Source organism: Vibrio diabolicus (assembly GCF_011801455.1).
GTDB lineage: Bacteria > Pseudomonadota > Gammaproteobacteria > Enterobacterales > Vibrionaceae > Vibrio > Vibrio diabolicus.
In genome coordinates this window covers 1,661,179-1,676,878 of record NZ_CP042451.1, presented here as the reverse complement: position 1 = coordinate 1,676,878, position 15,700 = coordinate 1,661,179, and the positions used below count along the sequence as shown (strand labels likewise).

General features: G+C 43.3%; 18 protein-coding genes. 10 read left to right on the top strand and 8 right to left on the bottom strand.

Features of this window, described 5'->3' with window-relative positions; translation table 11 throughout:
* Positions 1 to 237 precede the first annotated feature (237 nt).
* Positions 238 to 849 carry a riboflavin synthase subunit alpha gene (locus FR741_RS08160; protein WP_167426590.1) on the top strand — a complete coding sequence of 204 codons (612 nt, stop codon included), beginning with the start codon at positions 238 to 240 and terminating at the stop codon, positions 847 to 849.
* Positions 850 to 924: 75 nt separating this feature from the next.
* Here the strand turns inward: FR741_RS08160 and FR741_RS08155 are convergent, their stop codons facing one another.
* Both FR741_RS08155 and FR741_RS08150 read right to left on the bottom strand, forming a co-directional pair.
* On the bottom strand, positions 925 to 1,119 hold the full coding sequence (locus FR741_RS08155) for a CPXCG motif-containing cysteine-rich protein (protein ID WP_005396219.1): 195 nt from the start codon (positions 1,117 to 1,119) through the stop codon (positions 925 to 927).
* Between the two features lie 253 nt (positions 1,120 to 1,372).
* Positions 1,373 to 2,239: a fructosamine kinase family protein gene (locus FR741_RS08150; protein WP_005396217.1), complete on the bottom strand. Its 867-nt coding sequence runs from the start codon at positions 2,237 to 2,239 to the stop codon at positions 1,373 to 1,375.
* A 224-nt stretch (positions 2,240 to 2,463) separates the two neighbouring features.
* On the opposite strand from FR741_RS08150, the gene FR741_RS08145 reads away from it, so the two are divergent.
* The 3 genes from FR741_RS08145 (at position 2,464) to FR741_RS08135 (ending at position 4,935) form a co-directional block, all read left to right on the top strand.
* Entirely contained in the window at positions 2,464 to 3,438 is a 975-nt protein-coding gene (locus tag FR741_RS08145; protein WP_167426589.1) for a response regulator, read from the top strand.
* Positions 3,438 to 4,400 carry a GGDEF domain-containing protein gene (locus FR741_RS08140; protein ID WP_005396213.1) on the top strand — a complete coding sequence of 321 codons (963 nt, stop codon included), beginning with the start codon at positions 3,438 to 3,440 and terminating at the stop codon, positions 4,398 to 4,400. Before FR741_RS08145 ends, FR741_RS08140 begins: the two co-directional genes overlap by 1 nt.
* Before the next feature lie 190 nt (positions 4,401 to 4,590).
* Positions 4,591 to 4,935, top strand: coding sequence for a DUF3802 family protein (locus FR741_RS08135; protein ID WP_005396212.1), 345 nt, complete (start codon positions 4,591 to 4,593; stop codon positions 4,933 to 4,935).
* A 50-nt stretch (positions 4,936 to 4,985) separates the two neighbouring features.
* On the opposite strand, the gene FR741_RS08130 is transcribed toward FR741_RS08135, so the two are convergent.
* Positions 4,986 to 5,480, bottom strand: a complete 495-nt coding sequence (locus FR741_RS08130; protein ID WP_005396208.1) for an NlpC/P60 family protein — start codon at positions 5,478 to 5,480, stop codon at positions 4,986 to 4,988.
* Positions 5,481 to 5,614: 134 nt separating this feature from the next.
* Between FR741_RS08130 and FR741_RS08125 the strand changes: the two genes are divergently transcribed.
* The 4 genes from FR741_RS08125 (at position 5,615) to FR741_RS08110 (ending at position 9,186) form a co-directional block, all read left to right on the top strand.
* A complete protein-coding gene (locus tag FR741_RS08125) occupies positions 5,615 to 7,633 on the top strand; it encodes a methyl-accepting chemotaxis protein (RefSeq protein ID WP_167426588.1) in 2,019 nt (672 codons plus the stop codon).
* A gap of 279 nt (positions 7,634 to 7,912) precedes the next feature.
* Complete coding sequence (locus FR741_RS08120) at positions 7,913 to 8,326, top strand: NUDIX hydrolase (protein WP_065646733.1); 414 nt, start codon at positions 7,913 to 7,915, stop codon at positions 8,324 to 8,326.
* A gap of 201 nt (positions 8,327 to 8,527) precedes the next feature.
* Positions 8,528 to 8,908 carry a hypothetical protein gene (locus FR741_RS08115; RefSeq protein WP_167426587.1) on the top strand — a complete coding sequence of 127 codons (381 nt, stop codon included), beginning with the start codon at positions 8,528 to 8,530 and terminating at the stop codon, positions 8,906 to 8,908.
* A 47-nt stretch (positions 8,909 to 8,955) separates the two neighbouring features.
* Entirely contained in the window at positions 8,956 to 9,186 is a 231-nt protein-coding gene (locus tag FR741_RS08110; RefSeq protein ID WP_167426586.1) for a hypothetical protein, read from the top strand.
* A 90-nt stretch (positions 9,187 to 9,276) separates the two neighbouring features.
* Here the strand turns inward: FR741_RS08110 and FR741_RS08105 are convergent, their stop codons facing one another.
* Positions 9,277 to 10,098 carry a sterol desaturase family protein gene (locus FR741_RS08105; protein WP_167426585.1) on the bottom strand — a complete coding sequence of 274 codons (822 nt, stop codon included), beginning with the start codon at positions 10,096 to 10,098 and terminating at the stop codon, positions 9,277 to 9,279.
* A gap of 149 nt (positions 10,099 to 10,247) precedes the next feature.
* Between FR741_RS08105 and FR741_RS08100 the strand changes: the two genes are divergently transcribed.
* The gene (locus FR741_RS08100; protein WP_167427100.1) at positions 10,248 to 10,997 is read left to right on the top strand and encodes a tRNA-uridine aminocarboxypropyltransferase; all 750 of its coding nucleotides are present in this window, start codon (positions 10,248 to 10,250) and stop codon (positions 10,995 to 10,997) included.
* Between the two features lie 173 nt (positions 10,998 to 11,170).
* Positions 11,171 to 12,079, top strand: coding sequence for an N-acetylglucosamine kinase (gene nagK, locus FR741_RS08095; protein ID WP_167426584.1), 909 nt, complete (start codon positions 11,171 to 11,173; stop codon positions 12,077 to 12,079).
* Between the two features lie 203 nt (positions 12,080 to 12,282).
* On the opposite strand, the gene FR741_RS08090 is transcribed toward nagK, so the two are convergent.
* The 4 genes from FR741_RS08090 to FR741_RS08075 form a co-directional block, all read right to left on the bottom strand.
* On the bottom strand, positions 12,283 to 12,549 hold the full coding sequence (locus tag FR741_RS08090; protein WP_005377584.1) for a DUF2960 domain-containing protein: 267 nt from the start codon (positions 12,547 to 12,549) through the stop codon (positions 12,283 to 12,285).
* A gap of 74 nt (positions 12,550 to 12,623) precedes the next feature.
* A complete protein-coding gene (locus FR741_RS08085) occupies positions 12,624 to 14,402 on the bottom strand; it encodes a bifunctional molybdopterin-guanine dinucleotide biosynthesis adaptor protein MobB/molybdopterin molybdotransferase MoeA (RefSeq protein ID WP_167426583.1) in 1,779 nt (592 codons plus the stop codon).
* On the bottom strand, positions 14,399 to 14,986 hold the full coding sequence (gene mobA / locus FR741_RS08080) for a molybdenum cofactor guanylyltransferase MobA (RefSeq protein ID WP_025534433.1): 588 nt from the start codon (positions 14,984 to 14,986) through the stop codon (positions 14,399 to 14,401). Before mobA ends, FR741_RS08085 begins: the two co-directional genes overlap by 4 nt.
* Complete coding sequence (locus FR741_RS08075; protein WP_005396189.1) at positions 14,964 to 15,683, bottom strand: energy-coupling factor ABC transporter ATP-binding protein; 720 nt, start codon at positions 15,681 to 15,683, stop codon at positions 14,964 to 14,966. Before FR741_RS08075 ends, mobA begins: the two co-directional genes overlap by 23 nt.
* Positions 15,684 to 15,700: the final 17 nt, after the last annotated feature.

Below are 15,700 nucleotides of genomic sequence, written 5' to 3'. Positions count from 1 at the left end.
TTCCATAGTTAGGTTGCGAATAGTGGATAACACTAACTTAATGCTCGCTAAGCTCAGGATACGCTAATACTGAGAGCTGTAATAAATCATGTTAATGTTAGAAGCATGTATGAGAACAAGGCTCCATTTTTCAATAGGTCGTTGCTCTATAATCTACAGGTTTTATCTCGATACACAGTGCTGTGCTTAAGGCTCTGTCATCGATTGCAGCTTGTATGAAATCAATAGGTAAAAAGAATGTTTACAGGAATAGTTCAGGGTACGGCGAAGGTCGTTAAAATTGATAAAAAAGAACGCTTTCAAACGCATGTTGTCGAGTTAAGCGAAGAGCTTAGTAAAGGATTAGAAATAGGGGCATCTGTCGCTCACAATGGCTGCTGCCTGACCGTGACCAAAATTAATGGCAACCTTATCAGCTTTGATTTAATGCAAGCGACATTGGCTCTCACCAACTTAGGCGAGCTAGTTGAAGGTGACAGCGTAAACATTGAGCGAGCTGCCAAGTTTGGTGATGAAATTGGCGGACACAGCATGTCTGGCCATATTAGTTTGATGGCTGATATTGTCGAGATCATCGATACGCCTAATAACCGCACTATTTGGTTCCAACTGCCGCAAGAATCAATGAAATATGTGTTAGCGAAAGGCTATATCGGCTTGGATGGTTGTTCTTTGACGATTGGTGAGGTTGAAGCGTGTCGTTTTTCAGTACATCTAATTCCAGAAACCTTGCAACGAACACTCTTTGGAGTAAGACAAGTAGGGGACCGCGTTAATATCGAGTTTGACCCTCAGACTCAGGCCATAGTTGATACTGTTGAGCGAGTTCTCGCAGCAAAACAGCTTTAGAATGATAAAAAGGAGCCAAGCGCTCCTTTTTAATTCAAGTGACTTTGTGTTTCCAACGCTTACATGCTCGAGTTGTTATTCGTAATTGTCATCGATAAACAGTTCGACTTTATCTTGCAGCTCATCTACTCGCATATTTAAGTGAATGGCATGGCAACAAGCTGGACAATCATCATAAAACTCTTGGTCACCATTACTTGCATCTAGTGTAATGCCGATTGAATGTCCACAATGGGGGCATTTGACATGCCTTTCGGTATAATTTTTCATACAACAACTCCTAATATCGCAGGGCTTTTAAACACTCTATTCTTTAAGGAAGTACAGCCCTTCACTTACTTTGCCTACAAGGAAAATAGGCACAATCCAAAGTTAAGTCTCCTTTGATATTAGGTGGAGTTGTTGCTAATTGAGTCGAAATAAGTATAAAACTTGACCCCAAACTCAACCTTGAGCTTAGGGTCATTTTCTGTAGTGATGTGCCTCGAGGTTTTACATCTTGAAATATGCAGTGGCTTCCAAATTAATAAGAAATAATTTTATTAATAACTTGTTGAGCCTGCTCCAAGTAATGGCCGCCAAATAAATTGCAATGGTTGAGAACATGGTAAAGGTTATAGATATCTTTACGCTCTTGATAACCAGCAGAAAGTGGCATAACAGATTCATAACCTTGATAAAATTCCGGTTGAAATCCACCAAAAAGCTCAGTCATCGCAATATCACACTCCCTGTCACCCCAGTAGCAGGCGGGATCGTAACAGATAGGGCCACATGCCGTGAGAGCCGCATTCCCGTTCCATAAATCGCCATGCAGCAAGGAGGGCTCTGGAGCATGGTTTGCTAGCAGTTGTTTTACGACATCTATAAAGTCGTCGATATCAACTAAAGTGACGCCTTTTTCTTTAAGGAGCTGTAATTGCCATCCTATGCGTTGTTCAGCAAAGAAGACACACCACTTCTTGTGCCACTTATTGGGTTGTAGAGTGGACCCGAGATAGTTATCCGTATCAAAACCAAATTCCTTTTGCTCGCCCCATTGATGAAGGTGAGCTAATTGCTGTCCTAATTTAAAGCTGTTTGGGCCATCTTCTAATGGCTTTGTTGGAAGGTAGTTAAGAATTAGGAATGAGGCATTTTTGGTTTTACCAACCAACACAACCTCTGGAACAAATAGGGTAGATGTCTCGCGCAAAAGATGCAGACTTTCTGCCTCAACTTCAAACTTAGACAAAAACTCGCGATCGTTAATTTTCACGAAATAGCGCTGTTCGCCGTCATTAATCATGTAGCTTTCACTGATATCCCCGCCAGACAGTCTTACTTTTTCCGTGATCTGGTACTCGAATAATAAAGTATCAGAAAGCTGTTGCGATATTGCTTGCCACATACAAAACCTCGCGAATCTATTTGACCACCAACAGTTTAGGATAAAAAGCAAGGTGTTGGCGCTACGTTGAGCATACTTCGTAAAGAAACCTTCCTCTCAGTGTAGTCAATTTGTATAAATGTGAATCAAATCGCTTATAAGCCTCTGATTTGTCGGCATAGCATATGGAGATGAACGTATACAACAGGTATTATTATTTTTTTGACGTTAGTTCCATTGGTGACATGAAAATACTGATATGTGATGACTCAGCGGTTGCAAGAAAGCTCATTGCGCGCTCCATCGTACAAGATACATCATTGCACCTGATCGAAGCTCAAGATGGGTATGAGGCGCTAAATATTCTTGCGGAGCAAAATATCGATATTTTGTTTCTCGATTTAACGATGCCGATCATGGACGGTTTTGAAGTCCTCGAGTCATTACCTGTTAGTCACTACCAGACTAAAATCGTCATTATTTCTGGAGATGTTCAACAAGAGGCAAAACAGCGCTGCATAGAGCTAGGTGCTCAAGCTTTTATCGCTAAGCCTCTGGCAGAAGAGCAGGTGATACCGCTCTATGAACAATTGGGGCTGCACTATGCGTTCAAGCCTAGCCATTCGATTGATCCTAAAAGCCAGATTTGCGAGGAGTTCTCCTCATTAGCCAAATTCCGCGAGATTGCAAACATTGCACTTGGTAAAGGGGCTGCGATTATGGCAGACCACTTACACGAGTTCATCCAACTTCCTGTTCCACATGTTGGTCCGTTATCCTATGGCGAACTTCATATGACGCTTGTCGACGTTGTTGGGCGTGATGGCTCTGTCGCGGTTGCGCAGAGGTTTGTTGGTGGCGGTATTCATGGTGAAGCTCTGGTGTGTCTACGAGGTAGAGACATCAATCAAATTGGCGAGAAGTTAGGCTATCTGCTTGAGTTTACACCTCATAATGAAATCATTTTGAATATCTCGAACTTACTGGTTTCGTCATTTCTCACATCGTTAGGGGATCAGCTCGACAAGCAATTCTCACTTCGTCAGCCAGGCATTGTGGATACGTTAACGCCTTACTGTGAAGAGCAGGGTGAATTAGGTGAGCTGTTTACTATCGAATACACCTACATGGCAGAAGCGCTCGATTTTGAGTGTGAGGTACTGTTTTTAATTGATAAACCATCCGTAGAAATTATTTATGAAATCATGGAGCTAATCTAATGTCCGATATTACGCTGGACATAGCAGACTTTCATTGGGTCACACAAATTCTCGATACGATGGACTCAGGGCTTATCGTGTTGGATCAAGAGTATAAGGTCTGTGTGTGGAACAGTTTTATGCAGTCATACAGTGGCGTTCTGTCACAAGAAATCCTTGGCCAATGTTTATTTGATCATTTTGAAGAGCTGCCAAAAACTTGGCTAGAAACCAAGATAAAAACCGCCGCCGATCTGGAAACTCGTTCCTTCTCTAGCTGGGAAAACCGACCGTACCTTTTTAAATTCAACAATTTTTCTCCGGTTTCAAACAGCAGTGATTTCATGTATCAAGACATCGTAATCACCCCGTTAATCGGGCTCTCAGGAGAGGTCAGCCACATTGCTATTCAAGTGAATGATGTCTCTGAAACGGCAAGAAATCGCATTCATTTGAAAGAAACAAATCAACATTTGTCTGAAATCAGTCGCAAAGATGGTTTAACAGGTTTATTTAATCGTGCTTATTGGGAGCAATCGCTGAAAGAAGAGTTTGCTCACCTAAAAGTTATCGACGGACCATGCTCATTAGTAATATTTGATATCGACCACTTTAAAAAAGTGAATGATACCTATGGTCACCCGACGGGAGATGAAGTCATTCGTCGTACTTCTTCGTTATTAAGAAAGACAGCAAGAAGCAGTGATGTGTGCGGTCGTTTTGGCGGAGAAGAGTTTACGGTATTGCTTCCTCATACGAATCAAGAACAAGCTTGCTATTTCGCGGAGCGTTTACGTAAAAGAATTGAGCAAGAGATCGTGAAAGTGGAAGATTTTTTGATTAATTACACGATAAGTATTGGTGTTTGCGAGTATAAACCTTATTTTGAAACTCACACTCAATGGTTAAAGAGTGCCGATGCTGCGTTGTATCGTGCAAAAGAAAACGGTCGTAACCAAACTTGTTTGCATGAAAATGACTGAAATACAAAAAGGTTTGAAGAAACCCTGTATCCGAACGCAGTGAGGCAAAGCGCAATTGTTTGAAAAACATCCAGTTGGTTCGTGAATGTTTGTTAATATGAAATAAGTTAATGAAATTTTCTCGGCATGTCTTACTATTGAAACTATTCCGCTTTCAGCTTCGAAGGCTTGCAATAAACGGAGAAAAACAGTGGTTTTAGAAACCGATGGATATCTCGCTCTTATCGAGCACTTGTCGCTAAATCTAGATATTTTCACGACTGAAATTGGCGACACTGGATCCGAAAGCATCGAAGATGTCGTCACCGATATGGTGGCTTCAAACATCATGGCGATCTTTGAGCAAAACCCAGAGCTTCACTCAAGCGTACGCTTCAAATTACTAAAAGAAGCGGATGCGGTTGTTGAAGATCTTGGCGAGATATTGGCTGGTGTATGGCATAAAAAAGCGACTAATGAACAGATCACGTTCCTTGATGAATACATCGCTTTGGTTAAAAACCTATTCGATACTGCCGTTGCTACTTACGATTGATATTGTTTGATACCAGTCCCAGTCATCTCCAATTCTAAAAGTAAGAAGAGTTACATTGTAACTCTTCTTACTTGCCAAAACTTAGATGCCCAGTATGGGTTGTCGATTCTTGAAATGATCACACCTTTAGACGTTGACGCATGCATGAACTGCTTGTTACCCAAGTAAATCCCTACATGATAGGTCGTCCGTCTTGTCTTAAAAAACACCAAATCTCCTTGTTTGGCGTCCGTCCAATTTAATTCCACACCTTGTTTCGATTGTTGTCTCGTTGTCCTGGGTAACGATAGCTGATAAGCCTCGACAAAGGCTTTTTGCACAAATGCCGAGCAATCAATACCAGATTTTTGTGTACCGCCTAAGCGATAAGGTGTGCCATGCCATTCTGTATAAAACTGGAACAAGTCAGGGTTATTGTCCAATAACTGATTTGTAGGTGTTGTCACTTGCACTTGCTCGCTAGGCTCAGGCCCAGAAGAGCAGGCGCTTAGTAGCACACTGATTATCAAAGGAAAATATACTCGACGCAAATCACCACCTGTCATCTCTACGACTCACAACTGAAATATTAGTGTCATAACCAATCCATAGTATGGGCTGCAAATCACGGTTTTGTCTCACAAATGTGACGGAATCACTGCAAAACCGATTCAACCTTAAGAAAGAATAAAAATTGATTATGGCAAAGCGAAAACGCTCACGCACATCACTTTCACTGATTCAGGCTGTTAGTGCAACATTCTTAACTATCATAGCTCTTGTTATAGCCCTTTCTGTCTCAAGTTTCAAAGGAATGGGGAAGGTAGGAGAGCAATTTGAAGACTTGTCGCAAAAAGCGTTGCCAATCGCGATGGCGAACGCAAAGTTAACCAGGAATGTATTGGAGATGGTTAAGCTACTCAACCATGGTATGCAAACTACTGAGCCAAAAGAGTTGCCTCTAATAAAAGAGCAAATCGATTCACTTGCGACTCAAAGCAAAAGTTTGGTTGGAGAAGCTTCTGGTGTTGCTGAACAACTCTCTGAGGAGTTAGATACAAATTTAGCGCGTTTACATAACATCACGCAGTCCATTTTACTGAAGCAATCTTCAGTGATAAAAATTCAAATGGATATCGATGCAGGAGTTGGTGGGTTCCGCTATGGGCTCAGCTCTATCGGCCCGGAAATGAATCGAATCAGCTCGTTTCTTAGTGCCGCAAATCCTGAATCGAGTGATGCCGCCAACCGATTTATTGCTTCAGCGAGCTCAATGGAAAGCACCTTCTTAGTAATGATGATGCATTCTGAACTGAGCAAAGCCGAAAAAGAATACCGAGAAATGCGTAACCGTATTGCAGGTATTAATCTCGCCTATGAAGATTTCCAGTCTTTACATCCAGAAGTAAGCGAATACGCAAGCCTAACGGCACCGTACGAGATGGTGAAGCAAGGCTTTAGTGAAAAGGGCGTGCTGCGTTTGATCCTCGCCAAACTAGAACAAGGGGAATTGCAACGTTCAGAGTTTAAACAGGCTTCGATTCTTGCGGATGAAACCATGCGGTTGCTTGATCAAATATCACAAGCTGCTGGTGAGTTGATTGCGGATAAAGAGAGTGTGGTCAATGACACTATTCAGTCAGTGAGTGTTATGATCGTTTTTGCAGCGTGTGTGATTTCTTTCATTATTCTGATCACTTGGTTCAGTCTGAAGTCATGGACAAACCGAGGGTTAAGGAATGTACTAACGCGTCTTTCTGCACTTACCGAGCATGACTTCCGTGACAATGCACAAGAGGTTGGTCCTTATGAACTAAAAGAAGTGGCACGAAAACTAAACCAAGTGATTGATTCAACAAACAACTCTATCCAAACAGTTACACGTAACTGTGAGACGCTTTATCAGACAGCCGAAGTAAGCCACAGTGCAGCTGAACAAACGAGCGATGGGTTGACGACACAAAATGAAGCGTTGGCGAGCATGATCACGACCATTACGCAACTTGAAGCCTCCATTCGTGAAATAGCAACAGTGACAAATGCCTCGTCACAGGACTCGATGCTTGCTACCAAGCACACTGAAAAAGGCGTTCAAGTTGTGGAACAAAACCGTGAACGTTTGGAATCACTTGAACGCTCTTTGGATATGAATGAGCAATCTATGTTAGAGCTAGACCAACGTGTTAAGCAGATTCGTGAAATGGTCGACATGATCAGTGGTATTGCTGACAACACAAACTTGCTTGCTCTCAACGCAGCAATAGAAGCCGCTCGAGCTGGTGAACAAGGGCGTGGGTTTGCAGTTGTCGCGGATGAAGTCCGCAAACTAGCAAGTGATACTTCTCAACAAACAACGAATATCCGAGCAATGATGAGTGAGCTTATTACCGCAGCAGAGCGTTCTCGCCAAGCGGTAAGTGATTCAAGAGAAGAAATGGCCCATGCGCTGCATTCCAGCAATGAAGTGAAATCGACATTCTCTGATATCAACCTTGCGGTTAAACACATTCAAGAGCGTGTTGAGCAAATCTCAGTTGCTACAGAAGAACAAGAACGTGCGACGGCGGACGTGTCTCAATCCATCAATAATATTTCCGAGCTTGGAGAGCGTACAAAGTTACAACTTGAATCCATGGTAGAGAGCTCTGAACAAGTGGCAGAAATTGCAGGGCATCAACAAGCGATGTTGCATAAATACGAGCTACATCAGTCCGCATAAGTGACATGTTTTCATCTTCTAAAAGCAGAACTTCGGTTCTGCTTTTTGTTGCTTCTACGCACCCTCTGATTGCTATTCAAATCGCAAAAGTGAGTTATATCGCATCTTGCTCATTTCTTAAGGGCTGAGTTATCACTACGTGGTGTTAATGCTATCTCGTTGAAACAAGATGGCTAGAATGTTGTCCGAATTCAAAGGAATGGATAATGCAACTTCATGCGATTCCTTTATATCCAGAACAAGCCAAAGCTTTCTGCTTAAACAACGAGGAGTGGTTTTGTGATCGATAAAGTTTGTCCCGTCGTTCTGCGTAAGCAAAACCAAGAGCTCCTACTTTTTAAACATCCGTTGGCGGGTATTCAGCTCGTCAAGGGCACTATTGAGACGTTTGATGAAAGTTACATCACGGCTGCAAAGCGGGAGCTTGCTGAAGAATCTGGAATTACGCACGTTATCTCCGCTCGGTATTTATGCTCATGGGACAGTGGCTTTCAAAATCAAGTATGGCACTTTGTTTCGTGCGAGTGTGCTGACCTAGCGGATTCATGGACGTTTCATACGCAAGACGATGGCGGACATGATTTTGCGTTCTTTTGGCACGATATAGGGAGCGATATTTCCTCACAAGCGCATACCGTTTTTCAGAACGCACTGGAAAAAGTTCGAAAACTGATAGACCAAGGAGCGGTTTGAATGAGACTTCTGTTCTAACATTGGTGTATTTGAGCGAAATGCCAAAGCTAACACTATGCTTCTATCAGGAGCGAATAAATTTCTTTCGCACGCCTCACGTACTGTTTAAAGGCACTGTCGATCTCAAAAATGGCTATGAGATTACAAATGTTTAACTGACTTCTATATGCTTTGCGCATTCATTCAGATAAGGAAACGATAATGGATAAATTCGTCGTGTTTCTCTTATGCCTTTTTATGACAGTTGGCGGTGTGGTTCATCTTTATGACAACATTGCTAACGGTTTTTTGCCTTATGATTTTGCGCCACGCTGGTTGAATATTTATTGGAGCGCATTGGGGCTGTTAGACTTACTAGCGGTGTATCTGTTGGTGAAGCACCATCGTTCCGGATTAGTACTTATGCTATTGATTCTGACGACCAATGTTATTTTTAGCTCGCACGCTCACTATGCATTAGAAATATTGGACAACAATGCCGCACTTCAAATGAAAACACTCTTTTTAGGTTTTTCATTCGGCGTATCTATCTGGTTATGGAACGCGCGTAAACATCGACAATCACGCCAGATATTTCGTTAACTTTCACTTTTCATCACTCAATTAAGGATAGTAAACAGGGATTCGTTATGAACGATTTTAAAGACTTGGCCAGTTTCGCTGGTTTCAGCGTACTGACAGGTTTAAGCTTTGGTACCACTTTCTTCAGTCTGGCTTTTCTATACAGCTCAATAGAAGCACAAGAAGCAATGAATACTAATGCTTTGGTGTGCACGGTGCTTGGTGTGGTTGGTTTATTTGTTGGTATTACTCAGTTAAACAAAAAACGTCAACTAACGGAGAGTGAATCCATTAGCTAGCATCGTAAGGATGAAGTGGTGTTTAACTGGTTGGTGTTTAGGTTTAGTCTATTCGCTTTGTTTACGCACTTCATCCACAAAAACTTTTCTTCAACTGTTGCGTCTTCTTCGGTTATAGCGAAAAGGTTGCGTTAACAGCTTGTCTAATCGTTGTTCTGCTTCATTCCTAATTTCCGGTATACCAATTACGACATCATCATGGCCAAGCTCAGGCTGAGCTCGATATGTCCCAAAAAGTCGATCCCAAACAGAAAGGAAGAAACCGAAATTCGAGTTGGTTTCTTTTGCTATCACGGAATGATGAACGCGATGCATGTCTGGCGTCACTATGACGTTTCGCAGTTTCTGATCCGCTGATAAAGCCAGTTTTGCATTACTGTGATTAAACATCGCACTGGCATTGAGCACTATTTCGAATACCACGATAGCGATAGGAGAAACGCCTAAGATAAATACGGTGGCAATTTTGACACCCATCGAGATGATGATTTCGATGGGATGAAAACGTGCGCCAGTAGTGACATCAATGTCGAGATCGGCATGATGCATTCGGTGAATCTTCCACAGCGGTTTTACATGATGAAAGACAACATGCTGAGCGTAAATGACGAAATCAAGCAAAATGACGGTTAGGAAAATGTTTAACCAAGCGGGCAGGGAGAGCAAATTAAATAGTCCCCATTGTTGCTCCTGAGCGATAATTGCAGCTTGAAAGGCCGCGATAGGCATGACTAACGCAACAATCAAGCTATTCACAGCAACCAGTGATAAGTTATTGACCCAGCGAAACCCACGTGAAGCGGTAAGTGTTTTTCTCGGCAGTTTGTTTTCCCAAAGGGCACAAAGTAATAATACGCCGAGAAAAAAGCCTAATCTTATCCACGAGGGATCTTGAAACGTCGTTTCTGTCACTGTCATTTCCTTATTTATTACTTTATCTATGACCGAGATAAGGGTGAAATTATTTCAACAAACAGTAAGGTGCTTTGAAGGGCTTATCTTGAGGCGAAACCATAATGTCAGTAGAATCGCGCTCTACTTTTTACTTGGCATTACTTACCATGAGAATTCACGCTTTCCACCGTTTATATCAGTACCGACAATCTATCTCAACCAAGCCTTTCAACGCGCGTGGATGTAAAGTGGTTCGTTGCCAATATTGCCAGGTTTCTGAGCAACACTGTTTGTGCGATCTTCAGCCAAACATCAAGGCTAATATTGCATGTATGTTGATTGTTTCTGAAAACGAAGTATTTAAGCCAAGTAATACCGGTCGTCTAATTGCTGATACGATTCAAGAGACTTACGTGTATCAATGGAACCGAACAGAACCGTCTGAGGAGATGCTGGAGCTACTACAGGATGACAACTACCAACCAGTGATTGTATTTCCTGCAGACTATGTGGATGACCCATCTCGTTTAATTGAAGATCTGGAGCCTGCGCGATTAGTAAACGAAGAGGCTCAGAACAAAAAATGGTTGCTGATCTTTATTGATGGTAGCTGGCGTGAGGCACGAAAGATATTCCGTCGTTCTGACTTTCTTAGATCTTTGCCTGTGCTTTCTATTGAGCCAGAATCTCTGTCTGAATACATCATGCGCCGTTCTGAGAATGAGCAGCATCTTTCAACCGCCGAAGTCGCGACGTTAGTTTTGAAACAAGCCGGTGAGAATAAAGCATCGGAATGCCTGCAGTTGTGGTTTGAAGCCTTTAGAGAAACCTACATGTTGACCAAGACCCGAGTCAAAAACGATCCCAACCGACCGCATCTAAAACGTTTCAAAGAGTGGGTGAAAACCGAGAGCTGACTCTAAGGAATGAACTTTTGTTGATGGCATGTTGTTCAACTGGCTGCGGTGAGGGGATAAATCTGCATTCGGTCACGGTTTGCAGGCGTACAGATATGGATAATGCCACTAGTTTATACTTTTGACTCCAGCCATTTTTGGAGTCGTTTAAGCATTTTTTAGGAGAGAAATACATGTATTACGGCTTTGATGTCGGTGGCACTAAAATTGAATTTGGTGCATTTAACGAGAAGCTTGAGCGTGTAGCGACGGAACGTGTACCTACACCAACAGACAACTACGAGCTGCTGGTTGATACCATTGCGGAATTGGTTAACAAATACGATGCAGAGTTTGGTTGCGAAGGCACAATTGGTCTTGGCCTACCAGGCATGGAAGACGCAGACGATGCAACGGTATTAACGGTTAACGTTCCTGCGGCGAAAGGCAAACCACTGCGTGCGGACCTTGAAGCGAAAATCGGTCGCAGCGTAAAGATTGAAAACGACGCGAACTGTTTTGCGCTATCAGAAGCATGGGACGAAGAGCTTCAAGATGAGCCTTCTGTTCTTGGTTTGATCCTAGGTACTGGTTTTGGTGGCGGTTTTATCTACGATGGTAAAGTTTTCTCTGGCCGTAACCACGTAGCAGGCGAGGTGGGCCATACTCGTTTGCCTATCGATGCTTGGTTCCACTTAGGCGAAAACGCACCTCTGTTGGGCTGTGGTTGTGACAAGAAGGGGTGTTTAGACAGTTACCTTTCTGGCCGAGGCTTCGAACTTCTTTATGCCCATTACTACGGTGAAGAGAAGAAAGCGATCGACATCATTAAAGCGCACGCAGAAGGTGAGACGAAAGCCGTCGAACACGTTGAGCGTTTTATGGAGTTGCTGGCAATCTGTTTTGCAAACATCTTTACAGCGACTGACCCACATGTTGTTGTGCTGGGTGGTGGTCTTTCAAACTTCGAATTGATTTATGAAGAGATGCCAAAACGCATCCCTAAACACTTATTGTCTGTGGCTAAGTGTCCTAAGATCATCAAAGCAAAACACGGTGATTCAGGCGGTGTACGCGGTGCTGCGTTCCTAAACATCAAGTAGTGACTGAAACCTTACTCGATATAAAGTAAGAAGAAATCTAAAGCCCCGTTTAGACCATCAAGGTAAAACGGGGCTTTTTACTTATATATCGAAGTAACTCATATACCCAAGTAACTTCTATATGCTGGGTATAGAGCACGAACAAAAATAGCATGCATAAAAAAACTCGCGACGAATCGCGAGTTTTCTGTTTACAGCTAAGCTTATTTGTTCTTTTTGCCTACGCCTAGGTTTTCTTTTTGAGCTAGGGTGATTTTACTAAAGCCTAATTTTCTGAAGTAGTTATCGCGGTAGTTTCGCACCGCTTTAGTGTCAGACACTGCTTCAATTTGTTGCTCCATCTTTAGGAACTCAGTGATATCGATACCTTCTGCTTCTGCAACCGCTTCTTGAATGTTGCGGTGCTGCTGGTATGAGAACGTCAGTTCTTTGTCTTGGTCTTTGTAAGTGTAAAGAATGGTGCGAGCCATAGCTGTCTCTCTGAAAAGGTTTCTGTATTAAACAAAAAGGCCAGACTCGCTGACCTTTGAATTTCTAGTTTGGGCTAGATTCTGCCTTGAAGTGGGATAATTGTCACGCTTTCTCCCGCTTTTACTGTATCAATAGCTGGGGAGATTTCGATTAAACAGTTTGCTTCACTCATTGAGCGCAAAATACCAGAGCCTTGCTTGCCTGTTGTACGAACGGTTAAACGGCCAGTGTCATCCAGTTCATAGATTCCTCGACTAAACTCGGTACGACCTTGTCGAGAGCGAAGATTCTCAGTTGCGATGGCATTCACTTTCAGAGGCTTCCAGCCTTGTTCGCCTTGCATCTTACGCAGTGCAGGCTCAACAAAATTAATGAAAGAGACCATCACGGCAACAGGGTTGCCCGGCAGACCAAAGAACGGCTTGTTGTTGATTTGACCAAACGCGAGTGGACGTCCCGGACGCATGTTGATTCGCCAAAAATCGATTTGACCAAGTTTATCCAAGGCAAGTTTGATGTAATCCGCATCACCAACGGATACGCCACCAGAAGTCATAACCACGTCCGCTTGCGCCGATGCGTTTTCCAACGCTTCAATCATTAACTGTTCGTTGTCTTCCAGAATACCGAAATCCAAGATCTCGCAGCCGAGCTTTTCAAGCATGCCCATGATGGTAAAACGGTTGGAATCGTAGATAGAATTCGCTTTTTGCTCTGTTCCCGGCGCTTGTACTTCGTCACCGGTGGAGAACACGGCAACTTTCAATTTGCGGAACACATTCGCTTCACCAAAACCGAGAGAAGCGATCATGCCCATTTCTGGAGAGGCTAGGCGAGTGCCTGCGGTAAAGACGTCACTTCCGATAGCGAGATCTTCACCTGCTTGACGAACGTTTTGGCCTGCTTTGATATTCGCACCGTTAAAGGTGACCTTGTCACCTTCTTGAGAGGCTTGCTCACGCATGACCACTGTGTCGCTGTTAAATGGTGTTGGTGCGCCGGTCATGATCTTCACCGCTTGACCAACTTCCAGAGGCTGATCGTAAGCATGGCCCGCCATCACTTCAGCAACCACTTGGTAGCTATCGCGGTCAACATCATCACTGCGGATGGCATAACCGTCCATCGCAGAGTTAGTGTACTGCGGCACGTTTACTGGTGAAATGATATGTTCCGCGAGAACTCGGCCATAGGCGTTTTCAATCTTGCATGCTTCTATTTCCGAAACCGTGTTCACCAAAGAAAGGATTTTTTCTTGGCCTTGAACCACAGAAAGGAAAGCAGGAGAAAGTGTGTCGCAACATGCGGCTTCTTTCTCTTTGTTTTTTGGCGCTTTCGCTTCTTGAACATACTGAATAACGAACTGAGCAATCGCTTCAAGATCATTGATGTTCATTTGTGGCAGTTCAGAATCTAACTCAGCACTGTCGGAAGCGATAGCAATGATGTTTTCATCGTGAGGATAAAGCCAAGGTTTACCCACTTCTTCACGATGCAATTCAATTTTAGGAAACGCGATGTTTTTACAGCCTTCGACCAAAACTACATCGAGCTTGTCTTCATCAAAACGTGTTAATAGGTATTCAAACTCTGCTTCGGCTTCTGGCGTTTCTGTCATTAACGCAAAACGGTTGCGAGAAGCAATCAGCATTTGAGATGCGCCAGCTTTGCGTAAACGGTAGCTGTCTTTACCTGGCTTATCGACATCGAAGTTGTGATGAGCATGTTTTAGCATGCCAATGCGTAAACCTGCTTCAGTCAGCTTTGGCAATAGGGCTTCAAGTAGCGTGGTTTTGCCTGTGCCTGAATAAGCTGCAAAACCAAGAATAGGAATGTTTAGCGTGTGTTTCATGATTCTAATTGTCCAAATTGCGCCAGTTCTTCCGGAGTGTTCAAGTTGACGAAACAGTTTGGTGAGTCGCTAAAGTCAACGTAACTGGTGTTGCACTCTTTGTAGAGCAGAATGATTTTTCGGTCGCCACGTTCTAAAAATGCAGTGAGTTTTGGCAGTACGCGCTTGTGGTAGAGCGTAAAAACAGGTTGCTGATGGTCACCATCATGAGCGACCAAAATATCACTGTCTTCTTTGGCGGCTTGGCAGAAACGCTCGACAAGGTCGGTGTTAATTTGTGGGCTATCGCAAGGTACAAATCCAACCCAGTCAGTTTCAGCATGCATCAAACCCGCGTGAATACCGCCCATAGGCCCAGGGAAATCTTTGAATTGATCACTAAATACGAAACCAAATTTGCTGTACGCATCTTGGTTTCGGTTGGCATTAATTAAAATGCGTGGTGTTTGTGGAGATAAACGTTCAATAACGTGTTCGATGAGTGGCTTCTGATTTAATTCAATCAGACCTTTATCTTTTCCACCCATACGGCTGGCTTGGCCACCAGCCAAAATGACCCAACTAGTTTGTGTTGGTTGAAGCATATGCATTCTCTTGGGATGTTTCTTTTGGTATGACATACAACAGAGGAGACTCTATCAAAGTCTTGTCTTTAATCCACCACTGTTTTTTACATAAGTCGGTCAGTGCGTTGGTTTGATGGCTTGTCACCACGATACTGGAACCACGATCCAAAAGATCTTTCGCCATCACCACCAATCGTTCAATGGATTCTTGGTCTAAAGACGCACTTGGCTCATCCATCAATAAAATCGACGGTTTTAAGATCCAAGCTCTTGCCATGGCAACACGCTGTTTTTCACCGCCGGACAACACGGAGATATGTTCGTCCGCTAATGTTTCTAAACCTACCATACGTAGTGCGTGAATAACTTGAGCTCGCTTATCTTTTGGTGTGTCTTGTTGATATTTTACTCCATAGACTACGTTCTCATAAACAGTGCCGTCAAAAAGGTAAGGAGATTGATGGAGATAAATCACATCGACACGGCCGTTGCGGCGCGTCAGTCTTTTCAGCCACGTATCTTTTGGTGCAACAACATCGCCAGTAGAAGGTTTTAGCAAGCCAGCAAGGATTTTGAGTAGGGTAGTTTTGCCCACACCATTGTCACCCTTGAGATAAATGGCATCATTTGGGCCGATGGCTAACTCAGGGATGTGGAAAAGCACACGCTCTTTAAATCGCATAGATAACTGCTCGGCGGTGATTTTTATAGTCATAATGCGCCTCTACATGG